A 17,464-nucleotide genomic window follows, 5' to 3' on the forward strand; every position below is an offset into this window, starting at 1 on the left:
GACGGAGCGCAAACGCCGCCCTTTGGCCCGCCGCCTCAATCCGTCCACTTCACCTTGGTCAGATCATTCGCCTGGATCGGCGCATTCTCCCACAGGCCCTGCAGCTTGACGTCCCAGACGCCGACCTTCGGCAGTTCATAGAGGAACCCCACCACGGCGTCGTCGGCCAGGATCTTCTGTGCTTCGCCGAGCAGCGTGTTGCGCTTGGCGTCGTCGGAGGTGAGGTTCAGCTCGGCGATGATCTTGTCGAAGGCGGGGTTGTCGTAGTTGAAGTAGTAGTCCTTGCGCGAGTAGATATCGATGTCGTTGGGCTCGGTGTGGGAGACGATGGTCAGGTCGTAATCCTTCTTGGTGAACACCTGATCCAGCCACTGCGCCCATTCGACTGGAATGATTTCCAGGTCGATGCCGACATCGCGCAGCTGCGAGGCGATGATCTCGCCGCCAAGCCGTGCATAGGAAGGCGGCGGCAGCTTCAGCGTCGCCTTAATGCCGTTTTCGAAGCCGGCTTGCTTCAGCAGCTCCTTGGCCTTGTCGACATTGTGCGGGTACAGGCCGGTGAGGTCGACATAGGCCTTGCTGGCGGGCGACATGTGCGAGCCGATCGGCACGCCGAGGCCGGCCGAGGCGCCGTCGATGATCGCCTTGCGGTCGAGCGCGAAGGCAATTGCCTGCCGCACCTCGAGCTTGTCGAAAGGCGGCTTCTTGTTGTTGATCGCCAGAATGGTCTCGCCCTCAGTCGAGCCGATCACCACCTTGAAGCGCGGATCGTCCTTGACCTGCGCGACGCTGTCGGGATCGAAGAAAGGGAAAGCCTGGATGTCGCCGGAGAGCAGCGCCGGCACGGCGGCGGCGGCGTCGGGAACGATGCGGAACTCGGCCTTGTCGAGGAACACCGGGGCGCCCCAGTAAGTGTCCGATTTCACCAGCGTGATCGACGAGCCCTTGGCCCAGCTCTGGAATTTGAACGGGCCGGTGCCGATGGGCTTTTCCTTGTTGGTGTCGGCGCTCTCGGGCGCCACGATCACCGCGTCGCCCCAGCCCAGATTGTAGAGGAACGACCCCTGCGGGTTCTTCAGCGTCACCTTGACCGTCGTCGGATCGACGACTTCGACCGTATCGATGGAGGCGAACAGGGCTTTTTGCGCGTTGACCGAATTGTCGGCGCGGGCGCGGTCGAGCGAGAACTTCACGTCGCCGGCGTCGAAATCGCTGCCGTCATGGAATTTGACGCCGGTGTGCAGCTTGAAGGTGTAGACCTTGCCATCGTCGGAAATGGCCCAGCTCTCGGCAAGGTCGGGCAGCACTTCGCCATTCGGACCGATGCGGGTCAGGCCCTCGAAGACGTTGGCGTAGAGCACTTCGTCGATCGCCGCGGCAGCACCGGCGGTCGGATCGAGATGTGGCGGCTCGAGCGTAATGCCGATCACCAGGTCGGTGCGTGCGGCAAATGCCTGACTGCCGGCCAGTGCCAGCACCGCGGCGGCAAGAATGGTTTTCCACAATTTCATCGTGCAACTCCCAAATGCTCGAACCCTGGTGCGATAGAAGCGTGATTTCGAGGTGGAGTAAATTGCGTTTCGTGCTCCGCAGCGGCGCGGGGAGGAATGTTTTTTCAGCGAAGTCGATGGTTCAGTCCGCGGCCGTGCCCCTAAGCAGCACATTCAGCCCGATCGCCATCACCTTGGCCGACTCCACCATATCAGAGATACCGACCCATTCGTCGGGCCGGTGGGCGAGGTCCAAAATGCCCGGGCCATAGGCGATGCAATCATAGATGTGGCCGATGCGGGCGATGTGCTTCTGGTCGTAAGTGCCTGGTGAAATGACATAATCCGGCTCACGGTCGAAGATCGCCATGATGCCTTGCGCCACCGCCTTGACCACCGGCGCGTCGCGCTGGGTCATCAGCGGCAGCACCTCCATCAGGTCGCGAATCTCGTAGTCGAACTTTTTGCGCTCGCGCTTCAGCCGGTCGAGGATATCGGTCACCTCGCTCTTGACCGTGGCAAGGTCCTCCTCGAGCAGGAAGCGGCGGTCGATGGTCAGCCGGCAGGCGTCGGGCACGTTGGGTGAGGGCAGGCCGGGGCGGAAATCCTCGGTCTGGCCGCCATGGATCGAGTTGATGTTCATGGTCGAGCGCTTTGCGCCTTGGGGCACGACAGGCATGCGCGTCACCTTGCGGTCGAGCGCCGGAAACAGTTCATCCTCGAAGGCCTGCAGCACGGCGCCCATGTGGCGCACCGCATTGTCGCCGAGGAACGGCATCGAGCCATGCGCGATCTCGCCCTTGGTCTCGATCTCCGCCCACCAGACGCCGCGATGGCCAAGACAGATGCGGTCCTTGTTCAGCGGCTCCGGGATGATGACGTGGTCGACCTTGGGTTTCGAGAAATAGCCAAGCTTCGCCAGATGGGCGACGCCGCCGAAGCCGCCGGACTCCTCATCGACCGTGCCCGAAATTTCGATGGCGCCGGGAAAGTCGGGGAATACCTCCATGAAGGCTTCCGCCGCGATGATCGAGGCGGCCATGCCCCCTTTCATGTCGCAGGCGCCGCGGCCGTAGACCTTGCCGTCCTTCACCACCCCGGCAAAGGGATCGACGCTCCAGCCTTCGCCGGCTTCGACCACATCGATGTGCGAGTTGAAATGGACACAGGCTCCAGGCGAGCGGCCGTCGAAGCGGGCGACGACATTGACGCGGGGATAGCGGTCGGTGTCGCCGGGCGTGCCTTCGGCGCGGATGAATTCGGTTTCGAAGCCAAGCCTGCCTAGGCGCGCACCGATATATTCGGCGCAGGGGCGATAGGCTTCGCCAGGCGGGTTGATGGTCGGGAAGCGGATCAGGTCGGCGGTCAGTGCGACCAGGTCATCAACACGGGCGTCTATCGCTTTGAAGAGTCGTTTGTTCATTCCCGGATTTGAGCAGGCAAGGGGGTGGTTTTGCAAGCATCGCGCCACTGGCGCCGAAACTTCGTGTCGCAGCGGCAACTATGGCGGAAAATCGTTCAAATTCGCTGCTTTAGATTGGCGAATTTATCAAGGAGTGTGTGTTAGATCACTCACCTGTCGTTAAAAAGATGAAAAACCGCGTGATGACAGGGCAGGCAAGGGGCATCAAAGGGGTTTGATCTCATGACTAAAATCGTTCTCATGGCAGCTGCTTTTGCTGCGATGCTGTTCGGCACGTCCATCGAAAGCAGGGCTGCCTCGCTGGTGGCCAGCATCGACGTCTCGTCGCAGACCATGACCGTCAGCCAATACGGCCAGGTGCTTTATCGCTGGAGCGTGTCGACCGCGCGCAGCGGCTATTTCACGCCGCGCGGCACCTATCGGCCGCAACGCACGGCGCGGATGTGGTATTCGAAAAAATACCACATGTCGCCAATGCCTTACTCGGTGTTCTTCCATGGCGGCTACGCCATCCACGGCACCGGCGCGGTCAGGCAGCTAGGGCGTCCGGCATCGCATGGCTGCGTGCGGCTGCACACCGCCAATGCCGCGATGTTCTATGCGATGGTGCGCGAAGTCGGCTTCGGCAATACGCGGATCGTTGTGACGAACTGAGGCTTTCGACGACTTAAGATTGACGCTGCCCCTGGCCGGTGGCGTTGGCCTGTCCGCGCCGGCGGCGACGCCGGCCTGAGATTTCCCACCTTTTGTGGAACCACATCCACTGTCCCGGATCCTCGCGCACCCAGCGCTCGACCACGTCGGCGAGCAGTTGGGTGGTGGCCGCGACATCGACGCTGCCGCTTTCATTGCGCGGCAAGGTCAGCTTGTCCTCGATCTCGAGGCGGAAGCGGTTGCCAGGCAGCCGCACACATCGCGCCGGATAGACGTCGCAATCATAGTGACGGGCGAGCATGCCCAGAACCGGATTGCTCTGGCATGGGCGGTTAAAGAAGATTGTCTCCAGTCCGCTGGAGAATTTCTGGTCGACCAGCACGCCGATATTGCCGCCTTTCTCCAGAATCGACGCCAGCGCGAAGGAGGCGCCGGTCGAAGACGGCAGCAAGGCGCCCATGCTCGAACGCCGCGTCGAATGGATATAATCGGCGAGGTAAGGATTGTTCGGCGGACGAAACAGCGCCGTGATCTTCATGCCGAACGTCGCGGCAGCCACCGGCAGCAGTTCGAAATTGCCGAGATGGCCGGTGAACAGGATATGCGGCTTGTCCTCGCCAGCTATCTGATGGAAATGATCGGCGCCGCCAACTTCGACGCGGCCGGGCGTCGCTGCGTTCGGATCATAGTCGAAGAGCGCATCGAGAAAGATGTATTCGGCGGCGAGCCGGGCCATGTTGCCCCACATGTCGGAGGCGATGGCCTCGATCTCGGCATCGCTCTTTTCGGGATAGGCAAGGCGCAGATTGTTGACGGCGACGCGGTGGCGCCCGACACGGGGGCCGATGCGGCGGGCCGCGCGGTCGGCGAAATTGAGCGCCTTGTCGGCGGGCAAGAGGCGCAGCAGCGAGATGATCGTCATCGCCGCGCGCGCCACCAGCCAGTGCTCCATCTGGCGCAGTCTTCGGCCATAGCGGAACATGAAGTCCCGGCGGGCTTTCTTGAACACCTTGCCGGCCATTGTCCTAGGAAACGCGCAGGATGATCTTGCCGAACACGTCGCGGCCTTCCATGCGCTTCAACGCGGCGTCGATGCCGTCGAAGCCGACCTCGGTGTCGATAACAGGTGCTACCTGTCCCGCCGCCATCTTCTGCATGGCGTTGGCCATGTTCTCCATGCGGCAGCCGAAGGACCCGAGCAGCTTCAGCTGCTGCTGGAACAGCTGCATCAGATTGATCTGGGTCGACACGCCGGAGGTCGAGCCGCAGGTAACGAGGCGGCCGCCGCGCTTGAGGCACAGCATCGAGGCGGCAAAGGTGTCGGCGCCGACATGTTCGAACACGACATCGACGCCCTTCTTCCTGGTAAGCTTGCGCACGACGCCTTCGAAACGGTCGTCGCGGTAGTTGATGATATGGTCGGCGCCGAGCGCCTTGGCCTTGTCGATCTTGTCGTTGGAGCCGACCGTGGTGATGATGGAGCAACCCATGCGCTTGGCCAGCTGGATCGCCGCCGAGCCGATGCCGGAGCCCCCGGCATGGATGAGGATGGTTTCGCCGGGCTGCAGCTTGGCATTGTCGAACAGCATGTGCTCGACGGTGCCGAAGGTGACGGGGGCGACGGCAGCGCCGACATCGGTCACGCCTGGAGGGGCCGGGACCAGCAGGCGCGCCGGCAGGTTGATCTTCTCCTGCGCAAAGCCGTCGAGATGGAAGCCGTGGACGCCCGAGACATGTTCGCAGAGATTGTCACGGCCTTCGCGGCAGGCGCGGCAAAGGCCGCAGGTGCGCGCGCCGTAGATCGACACCAATTGTCCGGGCAGCAGGCTGGAGACGCCGGGGCCGACAGCTTCGACCTCGCCGGAGGCTTCGGCGCCGACGACCAGCGGCAGCTTACGCTTGGCGAAGGCCATGCCACGCCAGCCCCAGACGTCGATATGGTTCAGCGCCACCGCCTTGATGCGCAGCGTGACTTCGCCCAATGTGGGGGGCGGCGGGGGCGGCAGGTCCACCGTTTCAAGACGGCGGTCCTCGATAAGTTGCAGTGCGCGCATGGAGCCTGTCAGTTCAGTCTGGCTGAAAAAAGTCGCTTAGACCGGTTCCCGCGCCATGACAAGGCAAGTGTTCTGGCCGCCGAAGCCGAACGAGTTCGACAGCACCGTGCCGACTTCGGCATTGCGCTTCTTGTTGGGCACCACGTCGAGCACGATTGCCGGGTCGGGATTGTCGTAGTTGATGGTCGGCGGAATGACGCTTTCGCGCATGGTCATCAGCGAAAACGCCGCTTCGACGGCGCCGGCCGCCGACAGCGTGTGGCCGATCATCGACTTGTTGGACGAGACCGGCATCGAGCCGATGCGATCGCCGAACACGGTCGACAGCGACAGATGCTCCATCTTGTCGTTTTCCGGCGTCGAGGTGCCGTGAGCGTTGACGTAGTCGATCTCGTCCTTGCTCAGGCCGGCATCCGCAAGGGCGGCGCGGACTGCTGCGATCGCCGGCGAACCGTCGGGCTTGGAACGGGTGCGATGGAAATCATCGGCCTTTTCACCGCAGCCGCGCAGGATGCCGAGAACGCTGGCGCCCCGGGCAAGGGCTGCCTCAAGCGATTCCAGCACCAGAGCGCCGGAGCCTTCCGCCAGCACAAAGCCGTCGCGGTCCTTGGAGAAGGGTTTTGACGCCTTTTCAGGGATGTCATTGTGGGTCGACAGCGCCGAGAGCAGCGAAAAGCGGATCAGCGCCTCGGCGGTTGCCGAACCGTCGGCGCCGATCGACAGCGCCCGGTCGCATTCGCCGCGGCGGATCGCTTCGACGCCGAGCTGGATGGCGGTGGCGCCCGAAGCGCAGGCCGTCGACAGCGTGATCGGCAGGCCGCGCGTGCCAAAGCGGTCGGCCAGCCGGTCGGCGATCGCGCCGAACTGCGTGCTTGCGAACGTATCTGTTTCCTTCAGCCCGCGCGCCACCCTGAGCAGCCTTTCGGCGCCGGCGCCTTTGCCGTCGGAATTGTAGAGCGCGAAGCGATCCTGCCAGTCGAGTTCGACCGGCGGCGAGGCGAGGAACAGAGGCCCGCCAAAATCAGAGGAATCGAGGCCGGATTCGGCCACCGCCTCATTCGCGGCGGTTTCGGCCAGTTCGTAGGTCAGCAGGCTGGCGCCTTTCGAGCTTGAGTCGAGGAAATCGACCATGCCGGAGATGCGGGTGTTGAGGTGGTCGACGGGAAAGCGGGTGATCGGGTGGATGCCCGATTTGCCGGAGGTCAGTGCCGCCCAGTTATCGGCCTTGCCGATGCCGAGCGACGTTACCACGCCGATGCCGGTGACGGCGACGATCGGCCTGCCCATGTGATCTCTGAGATTGGCCATCCGGAACCTCTTAACTTTGCAGCATGATCGCGCAGCGCTGCTTCAAGCAGCAGCGTTGACCAGAGCCATGCCCTCGAATTGGTGATAGCCGATCGCCGTTGCGATCACGGTTTCGGGAATGCCTTCGAACGGCTTCTCGGCCGCGGCGTCGAAAACGGGGTAGGCGGCCTTGCGGTCGACGGCCAGGGCGGCGAGGGCGACCGCGAATGGAAACTGCGCTTCCTTCATATGCCCGGTCAGCGTCGCGAAGCCGCGCGCCGATATCGCCGGATTGGCATCCAGCGCTGCCTTTTCGGCTGACGTTGCGGTATGCGCCCCGGATGCGCCCGACAGGGCCAGCAACTTGCCGTTCGGGAGAGCCGCCTGTTTGAGCAATGCCGCGATCTCGGCGTCAAGCTCGCCGCGCGAGCGCCGGGCGCGGCCTGAGATGACCGGTCCGAGCTCGGCATAGATTTTCCGCCCACGGCTTTGCGCGTGTTCGCGCTGCTCCAGCACCAGGAAGGCGCCACCGGAGCCGGAGACCAGGCCGCCGCCCTCGGCGCCCTGTCTCTGCCAGACCGGCTTCCATGGGCCGCGATGCAGATAACCGGCCAGCTCATAGCCGAGCAGCATGTCGGAATGTTCGGTCTGGAAGGCGCCGCCGACCAGTATGTGCGTCGACTGTCCGGAGCGGATGCGCGCGGCGGCGGTCTCGACGGCGGCGACGCCAGCACCTTCCTCGCCCATGAAGGTCCTCGACGACCCCGTCACCTTGTGGACGATGGAGATGTTGCCGGCGAGCAAATTGGAGAGCTGGGCCAGGAAAAGCGTCGGCCGCAATTCGGTGGTCAGTTTCTCGTTGAGCAGCACGTCGCGGTCGTTGCGGCTCTCGGACGCGGCGAGGATGGCGGCATCGACCGCCTCGTCCCGCTCGCCGCCGCCGGCGGCCACCACCATGTCCATCGTCGTGCAGAGATCGTCATTGCCCTTGATGCCGGCGTCGTCCAGCGCCATGCCGGCGGCATAGGTGCCCAGCCTCTGCCAGGTTTCCATCTGCCGCTGGTCGCCGCGCTTGGCGATCTGCAGGTTCCAGTCGATCTCCGGCAGGGGATGCACGGTGTAGGGCGCAAAGCGCGCGGATTCGAGCACCGGCTGCAGGCCCGGCTGCGCCAGCTTCTGCCAGTGGGTATCCGGACCCTCTCCCAGCGAGGAGACAAGGCCGATACCGGTGATGACGACGTCGCGAGGGCTGCTCATGAGCGGCTTTGTGGGTCAGGCGGCGCAGCCCGTCAAGGCCGCGCGCCAGCCGATATCAGGCGGTCTTGGCGGCGACCAGCGCGTCGATCTTGGCGCACAGGTTCTTCATGACGAAGTAATCGTCGGTCGAAGCCTTGCCGTCATTGACTTCCTGGGTCCACTTTTCCAGCGGCACCTTGATGCCGAATTCCTTGTCGATGGCAAAGACGATATCGAGGAAATCGAGACTGTCGATGCCGAGATCGTCGATCGTGTGGCTCTCGGGAGTGATGGTGTCGATATCGATCTCGCTGGTGTCGGCAATGATCTTGGCGACTTTGTCGAACGTGGTGGACAAGGGCTCTTCCTTCGGTTGCGGGCGGAATCTGTCCGCATCTGGTTTGGGCGCTGTCTAATCGGTTTTTCCCGGCAGGAAAAGGCCTGATGCGCGGGGCGCAGATGGGATGGCCCTCCCGTGAAGACAAGAAGGGCCGCCCGACAAGCCGGCGGCCCTTCCAGTTGACGTTACGTCAGCTCAGTTTTCACGGAGCTTGACCACTGGCTCTCTCAGAACGTGACGCGGCCGAGCACGCGCAAGCCATCGCCCTGCGGCTCGACCACCACCGCTTCGCCCTCGCGCGGCGAGACGCCGGTCAGCGCGACGATGTTTTCGAGATGCGTGACCATGACCAGATTGTCGGAACCGGTGTAGGCGCGGATTTCCTTCATCACCGCGTCGAGCTGCGCGGCCTTCTCGGTCGGATCGCTCCTCAGGAGGTCTAGCGGCGCAAAGAGCTCCGGCTCCGCTTCGAAGGCGATGCGGGCGGTGTCAAGGCAGCGGCAATAGCGGCTGGACAGCACCCGCTCGATGGGGGCGGCGCGGGCGCCGAACAAGGCGCCGATCTTGCTCGCCTGCTGCTTGCCGCGCGCCGATAGGTTGACCTGGGTGGCGCAGTTGTCGATGACGAAATTGGCGGGGTCGGTGGTGCCGGTGACCAGTGCGTGGCGAAGCAGCACGACATGGCCGCCGTCACGCAGCAGCGCCCAGCCGGCGTCGGTCGCGTGGGCGACGGCGGGAACAGCAAGCAGGAACAGCGCCAGCACAAATCGAATCATCGAAACCTTTCCGGGAGCCGGATGCCGCTCCGGTCATTCTGATATAGGGATCGGAAAGCCGGCACAAAGACAAGCGAAAGGCGAACCCTCGGTTCGCTTCACATTTTCGCCATTTGCTTCTTCGCCAGCTCGATCTTCTGATCGGTGAGCGGGATAGGGATCGTGTAGCCGGCTTCGGTGAAGCCCTGCTTGGCGTTCTCGAAGAATTCGATCGCCTTGAGATATTCCGGCTTGCCCGCGCCATAGCTGGCGCGGTTCCAGTGGACGTCGCCGATATTGTTCTGCTCGAAGGCCCACTGCAGCGGCTGACTTTCGCGCGTAAACACCTTCAGCGCCGCCGTGAACGCCGCTTCGGCGTCGTTGAGATATTTGTCGGTCCGCTGGAGATTGCCGAGGTTGAGCAGGCTCATACCGATGCCATTTTGAGCGTTGGCCCAGTCGACCGGCGCGGCCTCGATGGTGAGTATTTCGAGCGCGGCTCGCCGCGCCGCAATCGAATCCTGCAGGGTCTTGGCATCGCCATTGCTCATGCTCAACCAGTGCAGCGTCGAGCCCAGGCCGGCCTGGGCCATTGCCCATTGCCGCGGGTTCGTCTCGCGCTTGTACTCGCGCAACGCATTGCCGTAGGCGTCGACCGCCTCGCTGTAATGCTCGGGCTTGTCGGTGACGCCGCCGAGAAGCTGCAGCGTGTTGCCGAGATTGTAGTAGCTCATCGCCCAGTCCTGCGGGAACTTCCGCCTGACATAGACCTGCCGTGCCGCCTGGAAGGCTGCCGCCGACTGTTCCAGCTTGGCCGCATCACGCGTGCGCTGGCCCAGCGTCTGATAGATCGAGCCGAGATTGTTCTGGGCTGACGCCCAGTCCATCGGGAAGCGCTTGCGGGTAAACACCGTCAGAGCGTCGTCATAGGCAGCAGCAGCTTCTTCGAGCGTAGCCGTGCCCATATCGAAGCGGGCGATACCGCTCAGCGCATTGCCCAGGTTGAGGCGGCTGGTCGCCCAGGACACCGGGAAAGTTTCGCGGGTTCGCACTTCCAGCGCGGCGCGAAACGCGTCGGCCGCCTCGTTGATCTTCGCCTTGTCGTTGAGCTGGATGCCAAGCGTTACAAGCGTGTTGCCGAGATTGTTCTCGACCATCGCCCATTCCACGGGTGCTTTCTCGCGTGTGTATTCCTCAAGCGCCAGCCGGTAGGCTGCTTCGGCCTGGGTGAGATGCTCGCCGGCAGGCTCACGCTCGGAGAGTGCATAGAGCGCGAGGCCTAGATTGTTCTGCGAACCGGCCCAGTCCAACGGCAGCTTGTCGCGCGGACGCTTCTCAAGGGTGGCGCGCGTCGCCGCCACCGCTTCATTGAGACGCTTCGGGTCGCTCTCGCGTTCGCCGATCTTCAGAAGCACGTTGGCCAGGTTGTTCTGCGCCGCGGCCCAGTTGCGGTCGTCCTTCTCGCGCTCGAACACCACCAGCGAATCGCGGAAAATCACCGCTGCTTCTTCGAGATGCGCAGTCTCGGTTTCGCGCTCTCCAATGGTCTGCAGCACCACCGCCATGTTGTTGCGGGTGATTGCCCAGTCGCGATTCTGTTCGCCGTTGGGGATGAAGTTCAAGATGGTGCGATAGGCCTCGATGGAGTGCTGCAGCGCATCGAGGTCGCCGGTGGCGTAGCCATGAGCGTTCAACGCCTCGGCCTCCTGGTTCTTGTAGTTCCAGCGCAGCTTTTCGTCCCACTTCTCGACCAGCGAATACGCCTTGGCATAGTCGTTGGCGGCGGATTTGTAGTCGAAGACCAGCGCGGCGGCGTCGGCGCGTTTGGCATAGATGGCGGCGTCGGCGATGCGCTTTTGCCGGAGCAGGTCCTCGGCGTCGTCGACCGCACCGCTGTTTTCCTCGATCCGGCCGACCGCGTCGTCGAGGAATTTGCGCGCCGTCACCATGGCGCCCTGGCCTATGGCCTTGTCGGCGGATGCGACCAGGCGACTGATCTCGGGATCGTCGGTGCGTAATGCGGCGCGCTCGGCCATCATCTTCTTCAGACGCTCAGCCTGGCTGTCCAGCACCTTCTGCAGGTCGTTGGGATCCTCCGGGATCTTTTCCGTGCCGAGCGCCTTGAGCACGCCGTAGAGCGCGTCAAGGGGCACGCCGTCCTGGAGAGAAGCCAACTCCACCTGAGCCCGTTTGGGATCGGGCAGGTCGGAAATGGTCAGCAGCAATTGCCGCCGCTCACCGGTGATCAGCCCGTCGTCGCCGGTCGGTTCCGGCGGCGCGACGCCGAAATAGAGCAGGCGACGCAGGCTCTCGCTGACCCAGGGGCGCTGCTTTGCCTTGGTGTCGAGATAGACCTCCTCGGTGACCATGCGCATGACCGAGCCGAACTCGGTGCCTTTCATCGCCGTGAGGTGGCGCAGCAGGGCGGCGGCGTAGGGGCTGTTTTCGCCGGCGGCGCCATCGAGCGCCGGTCGGCCCGGCTCGGCGGCGAAGCCGACCACGGTTCCCAGGCTGGCATCATCCACTGAGGCACTGGCAAGCGCCTTGGCGCCGCGCACCGGTTCCAGCCCGCCGGCGCCGACAGGCTCGGCGGAAGCCGTCGGCCCGCGTCGCACGACCGCGTCCGGCGGAAACGGGTTGGTGCGGCAGGCGTCAAGCAGCACGATCGTCACCGGCACGGTCTTTTTCAGCTCGTCCATGACGGCTGAAATCGGCACCAGCGCCTCACCGGCATTTTTCAGCGACGAGACGTCGGCGTCGACCGGCACCAGATAGTTCTCGCCGCCCGCCTCGATGCCGTGACCGGAATAATAGATGAAGGCGACGTCGGCGCCGTCGGCATCCNGTCGGCATCCTCGACAAACCGATCGAGATCGCGCTTCAGCTTGGCGGCATCGCGATCGGTGACGTTGCGGGCGTCGAAGCCGAGATCGGTCAGCATCTTGGCCATGTCGCGGGCGTCGTTGGCCGGGTTGGCAAGGGCTGCGATGTGTTCGTATTTCGACTGGCCGATGATCAGCGCAACGCCCTTGAGGCTTTTGGTCTCGGCGGCCTGAGCCACAGATACGGCAAGGCAAAGCAGCATAGCGACGAAACCCGCCAGCCACCCCTGTCTGAAATGACGCTGTTTCGGCGTCGCACCCATTCGCTGTCTATCCGCCCTGATGATCCCAAGCCTGTATAGCGCTGCCACCCGACCATGATCAAATTCAGGCGCCGGGCGGATCGAGGAGCGGTTTCTGAAGATCATGGCGATTGCGCTGGAATCCGGGCTCGCCTATCCCTGAAAAATGTCTCCGCTCACCGAAACCGTTCTTTTCGTCTTCAGCCTCGTCGCGCTCGGCTATGTCACCGGGCTCACCGGCTATCTGAAACCGGCCAGCGGGGACGGCATCTCCGAATTCGCCATCAACGTCGCGATGCCGCTGCTGCTGTTTCGGACGATGGTGAATTCCGATTTCCACGGCGTGGCGCCCTGGTCGCTGTGGGGTGCTTATTTCGCGGCGGTTGCAATGACATGGGCCGCCGGCCATCTGGTTACGACACGGATCTTTGGGCGGGACGCGCGCACCGGCATCGTCGGTGGAGTGTCGTCATCCTTCTCGAATGTGGTGTTGCTGGGCATTCCCTTCGTTCTCGGCGTATTCGGGTCCAGCGGATTCGAAGTGCTGTCGCTGCTCGTTTCCGTGCATCTGCCGACCATGATGATGGCTTCGATCATCATGTTCGAGATATTTGGCCGCGGCGGCAGCGAGCCCGTACACCCGCTGCGCATCATCCAGAGCTTTCTGAGAAGACTGTTCACCAATCCGTTGATCATCGGCATCCTGGCCGGGCTGGCATGGCGCCTCACCGGCGCGCCGCTGCCGAACCTTGCCATGCGACTGGCCGATGCGCTGGCTAACACCGCCGGGCCGGTGGCGCTGTTCGCCATGGGGCTCAGCCTGCGCCGTTTCGGCATTTCCGGTAACATCCGACCGGCGCTGGCGCTGTCGACGCTGAAACTGTTCCTGATGCCGGCGCTGGTGCTCGGCCTGGTCTGGCTGTTTGGCCTGCCACCCTTGACGGCCAAGGTGGCGGTCGTGGTGGCGGCGCTGCCGTCCGGCATCAATTCCTATCTCATCGCCGTGCAGTTCAACACCGGCCAGGCGCTGGCGTCGAACCAGATGACCATCGCCACGGCAAGCGCGGTTGTTACAACCGCCTTTTGGCTGACGGTGGTGGTGCATGTCTTTGGGTAGGCTTGGTCTTCTGTAAGGCTGGTCTTTGGCAAGGCTGGTCTTTGGCAAGGCTGCGGCCCAAACTAATTTACATGTGAATTTTCTCTGGCGTTGGGCTGGCCCAAAGCCTATATGCCATCTTGCAATTGCTTGCCGGGCTTGCCCTAGGTAAAGAGCAGTGGCTTCAGCGTGTCGGCTCCGCCGCCATTGTGCACGCTCGTTCAAGAGATCCAGGAAACCGGCCCGTCAGTGCGCCGAACGGAGGCTAGACCATGCTGCAGAAAACCAGCCATTTCATGCGCCAGGCCAATCTCATCAATGGCGAATGGGTGCAGGCCGACAGCGGCCAGACGGTCGACGTCAACAACCCGGCCTCCGGTCTCAAGATCGGCACCGTGCCGAAGTCGGGCAAGGCGGAAACCCGCCGCGCCATCGAAGCCGCAAGCGAAGCCTTCAAGACCTGGCGCAAGACGACCGCGCTGGAGCGCTCGAAGCTTCTGCGCAAGCTGCATGACGCGATGATGGACAATCAGGATGTGCTGGCCGAACTGCTCACCATCGAGCAGGGCAAGTCGCTCGCCGAATCCAAGGGCGAGATCGGTTCGGCTGCCGCCTACATCATGTGGTTTGCCGAGGAAGGCCGCCGCACCTATGGCGATGTCGTGCCATCGCCATGGGGCGATCGCCGCATCCTGGTGACCAAGGAGCCGGTCGGCGTCATTGCCGCCATCACGCCGTGGAATTTCCCCTCCTCGATGCTTGCCCGCAAGCTTGGCCCCGCGCTTGCCGCCGGCTGCACCGCCGTGGTCAAGCCGGCCTCGCAGACGCCGTATTCCGGCCTTGCATGGGGCGCGCTCGCCGAGGAAGTCGGCTTCCCCAAGGGCGTCATCAACATCCTGACGGGTGCTGCCGGCGAAATCGGCGACGAGATCTGCGCCAATCCGCTGGTGTCGAAGATCACCTTCACCGGCTCGACCGAGATCGGCAAGCTGCTGATTCAGAAGTCGTCCGTCACCGTCAAGAAGGTCTCGATGGAACTCGGCGGCAATGCGCCGTTCCTGGTCTTCGACGATGCCGACCTCGATCGCGCCGTCGCCGGCGCCATCACCGCCAAATACCGCAATTCAGGCCAGACCTGCGTGTGCACCAACCGCTTCCTGGTGCAGGCCGGCATCTACGACAAGTTTGTCGAGAGGCTGGCCACCGCGAGCAATGCGCTGAAGGTTGGCTCGGGCCTGGAAGAGGGCGTGCAGCAGGGACCGCTGATCGACGTGAAGGCGGTCGAGAAGGTAGAGGAATTCATCGCCGACGCCACGTCGAAGGGCGGCAAGGTCGTTGCCGGCGGCAAGCGCCACGCGCTTGGCGGCTCATTCTTCCAGCCGACCGTCATCGCCGATGCGAAGCCTGACATGCGCTTCATGAAGGAAGAGATTTTTGGCCCGATCGCCCCGGTGTTCAAGTTCGAGACCGAGGAGGAAGCCATTGCACTCGCCAACGACACCGAGTTCGGCCTGGCCGCCTATTTCTACACCGGCGATCTCGGCCGCGCCTTCCGGGTCATGGAAGGCCTGAAATACGGCATGGTCGGCGTCAATGAAGGCCTGATCACCACGCCGGAAGCGCCGTTCGGCGGCCTCAAGGAATCGGGCCTCGGCAAGGAAGGCGGACATCAGGGCATCGAGGACTATCTCGACACCAAATATGTCTGCATCGGGGGTCTCGGCCTCTAAATCATTGACGGGCAGGGCAGGCCGCGGGCCGGCCCTTGCCAGACGACATTCAGCCGGACTGGAGCGGTTCAGCGTTTCACGGAAACGCCGAACCGCTCCAGTTCTTTGTTTTTTGCAATTCCGGACGGAAAACCGTTTCACACTTTTCCTGGAATTGCTCTAAGTCGATAGATCGACGAATTAGCATTTGGACGTAGCGATGAAGGACGGCGAAGTCTTCGGCACGACGCAGGCAGGCGAACCCGTTCGCCGTTTCACCATCCGGGGCGGCGGCATCAGCGCCAACATCATCGGGCTCGGCGCAATCATCCAGGATCTGCGCCTCGCCGGCCACGATGCGCCGCTGGTGCTGGGCTACGACCGCTTCGAGCCTTACGAGACCGACCGGGCCTTCTTCGGCGCGGTCGTCGGCCGTTACGCCAACCGCATCCGCGACGGCCGCTTCACCATTGCCGGCCAGCGCTACCAGACCGAGCGCAATTTCCTCGGCAAGCACACGCTGCATGGCGGTTCGGAGGGCTTCTTCCACCGGCCGTGGACGGTTTCGCTGCATGGCCGGGATTTCGTCACCCTGACCCTGCACGATCCCGAGGGCACGATGGGCTTTCCCGGCGCGCTCGACGTCACCTGCACCTACCGGCTGAAGATTCCCGGCACGCTCTCGATGGAGCTGACCGCCACCTGCGAGGAGCCGACGCTGTGCAATCTGGCGCAGCATTCCTATTTCAATCTCGACGATGGCGGCACCGGTGACATTCTCGACCACCGGCTGATGCTGAATGCCGGCGCCTATACGCCGGTCGATGGCGAGATGATCCCGACCGGCGTCGTCAAACCTGTCGACGGCACGCCCTTCGACTTCCGCCAGGCGCGGCCGCTGCGGATGGAAACGGAAGGCGAGCAGCTTCCCTACGACGTCAATTTCTGCCTGGCGTCAGCCCGGGGCCCGCTTCACCAGGTGGCGTGGGCGCAAGGCGCCAATTCCGGCGTCGAGATGGAAGTCTGGACCACCGAGCCGGGCCTGCAGCTTTACACCGGCCAGTATGTCGCGCCGACCTCGGGCGGCCTGGACGGACGGCGCTACAAGGCGTTTTCCGGCTTTTGCCTGGAAGCGCAGACCTGGCCCGACGCGCCGAACCGGCCCTATTTCCCGCAGGCCACGCTGTGGCCGGGCCAGATCTATCATCAGGTGACGGAATATCGTTTCAGGCTTCCCTAAGGTCTTAGCCCTCGAAAGCGGTTCTTAGAACCTCGAACGGCGCCAGCGCGCCTCGCACCTGCACGACAGCGGCGGCGACGCGATGCGCGCGCTGCACGGCATCCGCCGGGGCATGGCCGGCAAGCCGGGCGGCGAGATAGCCGCCATTGAAGGAATCGCCGGCGCCGGTGGTGTCGACCGGGGTGGCGACATGCTGGGCCGGAACCGGCTGCAGGGCTCCGCCAGTGGCGATCAGCGCGGGTTCCTCGCCATTCTTGACGACGACTTCGCCGACCAGTTTTCCGAACCGCTCGGCGGTCGCTTGCGATGCCGTGTCGCCAAACAGCATCTGCTCGTCGGGAAAGGTCGGCAGCGCGATGTCGGCGACGGCAAGCGCGTCGAGGATCGCGGCTTGCGCCTCCTCGCGGCTCTGCCACAGGCGCGGCCGGTAGTTGGGGTCGAAGGCGACGAGCGAACCGGCGGCCCGCGCCTTGGCCACTTCTGCCAGCAACGTCTTGCGCGCGGCGGCATCCAGAATTGCCAAAGTGATTCCGGAAAAATACACAAGCGCCTGGTTTTCAAGGCTTTTTGCCAAGGCGGCCGGGTCCGAGGCAAGCCGCCTGGCCGCCGCGTCGCTGCGCCAATAGGTGAAGGCGCGTTCGGCGCCGGTCAAGGTGATGGCGTAGAGGCCGGGCCGCGCGCCTGGGATGACCGGGCTGGCGCCGATGCCGATGCCGTTTTCGGCGAAGAACGAAATCTGGCCCTGCGAGAAGGGATCGTCGCCAAAGGCCGAGACATAGGTCGCCGGCCGCTTGCCGCTCAGCGCATGCAGCGCCCACAGCGTGTTGAACGTGTCGCCGGCAAAGCCCATGCGCCAGTTCGGCCCGGCCTGGCCGGACAGTTCGAGCATGCATTCACCGATCGAAGCGACGCCGTCTGCTGCCATGTATCTGTCTCCGGATCAGTTCGCTGCTGTAGCTTTTTGCGGCCGGCAGCGCCATGCTTGGCGGCGGCGGTTTTTTGCGCCAGAAGCGTTTTCCCACAGAAGCGGCGGGACGCGAATTGCTTCCCGAGACG

General features: G+C 63.6%; 15 protein-coding genes. 4 read left to right on the forward strand and 11 right to left on the reverse strand.

Translation table 11 applies throughout. The annotated features are described in order from the left end of the window. Nucleotides 1-35 precede the first annotated feature (35 nt). A complete protein-coding gene (locus X756_RS145625) occupies nucleotides 36-1,511 on the reverse strand; it encodes an ABC transporter substrate-binding protein (RefSeq protein ID WP_023706065.1) in 1,476 nt (491 codons plus the stop codon). A gap of 121 nt (nucleotides 1,512-1,632) precedes the next feature. After that, on the reverse strand, nucleotides 1,633-2,913 hold the full coding sequence (locus X756_RS145620; RefSeq protein ID WP_023730709.1) for an acetylornithine deacetylase/succinyl-diaminopimelate desuccinylase family protein: 1,281 nt from the start codon (nucleotides 2,911-2,913) through the stop codon (nucleotides 1,633-1,635). 222 nt (nucleotides 2,914-3,135) lie between these two features. On the opposite strand from X756_RS145620, the gene X756_RS145615 reads away from it, so the two are divergent. After that, on the forward strand, nucleotides 3,136-3,567 hold the full coding sequence (locus tag X756_RS145615; protein ID WP_023681747.1) for a L,D-transpeptidase: 432 nt from the start codon (nucleotides 3,136-3,138) through the stop codon (nucleotides 3,565-3,567). A 13-nt stretch (nucleotides 3,568-3,580) separates the two neighbouring features. On the opposite strand, the gene X756_RS145610 is transcribed toward X756_RS145615, so the two are convergent. From X756_RS145610 to X756_RS1000000170015, 8 genes are all read right to left on the reverse strand, one after another. After that, a complete protein-coding gene (locus tag X756_RS145610; RefSeq protein WP_031201841.1) occupies nucleotides 3,581-4,588 on the reverse strand; it encodes a lipid A biosynthesis lauroyl acyltransferase in 1,008 nt (335 codons plus the stop codon). A gap of 4 nt (nucleotides 4,589-4,592) precedes the next feature. Continuing rightward, nucleotides 4,593-5,621: a zinc-binding dehydrogenase gene (locus tag X756_RS145605; protein ID WP_023696479.1), complete on the reverse strand. Its 1,029-nt coding sequence runs from the start codon at nucleotides 5,619-5,621 to the stop codon at nucleotides 4,593-4,595. A gap of 36 nt (nucleotides 5,622-5,657) precedes the next feature. Then, nucleotides 5,658-6,929 (reverse strand): beta-ketoacyl-ACP synthase, encoded by a 1,272-nt coding sequence (locus tag X756_RS145600; RefSeq protein ID WP_023696480.1) that lies wholly within the window; start codon nucleotides 6,927-6,929, stop codon nucleotides 5,658-5,660. A gap of 42 nt (nucleotides 6,930-6,971) precedes the next feature. After that, entirely contained in the window at nucleotides 6,972-8,165 is a 1,194-nt protein-coding gene (locus X756_RS145595) for a beta-ketoacyl-ACP synthase (RefSeq protein ID WP_023730711.1), read from the reverse strand. A 55-nt stretch (nucleotides 8,166-8,220) separates the two neighbouring features. Next, nucleotides 8,221-8,502 carry an acyl carrier protein gene (locus X756_RS145590; RefSeq protein WP_010909964.1) on the reverse strand — a complete coding sequence of 94 codons (282 nt, stop codon included), beginning with the start codon at nucleotides 8,500-8,502 and terminating at the stop codon, nucleotides 8,221-8,223. 209 nt (nucleotides 8,503-8,711) lie between these two features. Continuing rightward, nucleotides 8,712-9,260 (reverse strand): histidine phosphatase family protein, encoded by a 549-nt coding sequence (locus X756_RS145585; protein ID WP_023730712.1) that lies wholly within the window; start codon nucleotides 9,258-9,260, stop codon nucleotides 8,712-8,714. Nucleotides 9,261-9,358: 98 nt separating this feature from the next. After that, nucleotides 9,359-12,055, reverse strand: a complete 2,697-nt coding sequence (locus tag X756_RS01000000165810) for a caspase domain-containing protein (RefSeq protein WP_245264559.1) — start codon at nucleotides 12,053-12,055, stop codon at nucleotides 9,359-9,361. Beyond that, nucleotides 11,977-12,384: a caspase family protein gene (locus tag X756_RS1000000170015; RefSeq protein ID WP_245264560.1), complete on the reverse strand. Its 408-nt coding sequence runs from the start codon at nucleotides 12,382-12,384 to the stop codon at nucleotides 11,977-11,979. Before X756_RS1000000170015 ends, X756_RS01000000165810 begins: the two co-directional genes overlap by 79 nt. A gap of 145 nt (nucleotides 12,385-12,529) precedes the next feature. Here X756_RS1000000170015 and X756_RS145580 point away from each other — a divergent pair, with 145 nt between their 5' ends. The 3 genes from X756_RS145580 (at nucleotide 12,530) to X756_RS145570 (ending at nucleotide 16,408) form a co-directional block, all read left to right on the forward strand. Next, nucleotides 12,530-13,480, forward strand: a complete 951-nt coding sequence (locus tag X756_RS145580; protein ID WP_023681741.1) for an AEC family transporter — start codon at nucleotides 12,530-12,532, stop codon at nucleotides 13,478-13,480. Between the two features lie 251 nt (nucleotides 13,481-13,731). After that, complete coding sequence (locus X756_RS145575; protein ID WP_023730713.1) at nucleotides 13,732-15,189, forward strand: NAD-dependent succinate-semialdehyde dehydrogenase; 1,458 nt, start codon at nucleotides 13,732-13,734, stop codon at nucleotides 15,187-15,189. A gap of 199 nt (nucleotides 15,190-15,388) precedes the next feature. Then, nucleotides 15,389-16,408 carry an aldose epimerase family protein gene (locus X756_RS145570; protein WP_023691047.1) on the forward strand — a complete coding sequence of 340 codons (1,020 nt, stop codon included), beginning with the start codon at nucleotides 15,389-15,391 and terminating at the stop codon, nucleotides 16,406-16,408. Nucleotides 16,409-16,412: 4 nt separating this feature from the next. Here the strand turns inward: X756_RS145570 and X756_RS145565 are convergent, their stop codons facing one another. Further along, on the reverse strand, nucleotides 16,413-17,333 hold the full coding sequence (locus X756_RS145565) for a sugar kinase (RefSeq protein WP_023730714.1): 921 nt from the start codon (nucleotides 17,331-17,333) through the stop codon (nucleotides 16,413-16,415). Nucleotides 17,334-17,464 lie beyond the last annotated feature (131 nt).

The organism is Mesorhizobium sp. LNJC405B00, assembly GCF_000502615.1.
Lineage (GTDB): Bacteria > Pseudomonadota > Alphaproteobacteria > Rhizobiales > Rhizobiaceae > Mesorhizobium.

What these genes read in the sequence shown, in the direction of transcription:
- X756_RS145625 (WP_023706065.1), bottom strand. Translation starts at nt 1,511, where the DNA reads ATGAAATTGTGGAAAACCATTCTTGCCGCCGCGGTGCTGGCACTGGCC.
- X756_RS145620 (WP_023730709.1), bottom strand. Translation starts at nt 2,913, where the DNA reads ATGAACAAACGACTCTTCAAAGCGATAGACGCCCGTGTTGATGACCTG.
- X756_RS145615 (WP_023681747.1), top strand. Translation starts at nt 3,136, where the DNA reads ATGACTAAAATCGTTCTCATGGCAGCTGCTTTTGCTGCGATGCTGTTC.
- X756_RS145610 (WP_031201841.1), bottom strand. Translation starts at nt 4,588, where the DNA reads ATGGCCGGCAAGGTGTTCAAGAAAGCCCGCCGGGACTTCATGTTCCGC.
- X756_RS145605 (WP_023696479.1), bottom strand. Translation starts at nt 5,621, where the DNA reads ATGCGCGCACTGCAACTTATCGAGGACCGCCGTCTTGAAACGGTGGAC.
- X756_RS145600 (WP_023696480.1), bottom strand. Translation starts at nt 6,929, where the DNA reads ATGGCCAATCTCAGAGATCACATGGGCAGGCCGATCGTCGCCGTCACC.
- X756_RS145595 (WP_023730711.1), bottom strand. Translation starts at nt 8,165, where the DNA reads ATGAGCAGCCCTCGCGACGTCGTCATCACCGGTATCGGCCTTGTCTCC.
- X756_RS145585 (WP_023730712.1), bottom strand. Translation starts at nt 9,260, where the DNA reads ATGATTCGATTTGTGCTGGCGCTGTTCCTGCTTGCTGTTCCCGCCGTC.
- X756_RS145580 (WP_023681741.1), top strand. Translation starts at nt 12,530, where the DNA reads ATGTCTCCGCTCACCGAAACCGTTCTTTTCGTCTTCAGCCTCGTCGCG.
- X756_RS145575 (WP_023730713.1), top strand. Translation starts at nt 13,732, where the DNA reads ATGCTGCAGAAAACCAGCCATTTCATGCGCCAGGCCAATCTCATCAAT.
- X756_RS145570 (WP_023691047.1), top strand. Translation starts at nt 15,389, where the DNA reads ATGAAGGACGGCGAAGTCTTCGGCACGACGCAGGCAGGCGAACCCGTT.
- X756_RS145565 (WP_023730714.1), bottom strand. Translation starts at nt 17,333, where the DNA reads ATGGCAGCAGACGGCGTCGCTTCGATCGGTGAATGCATGCTCGAACTG.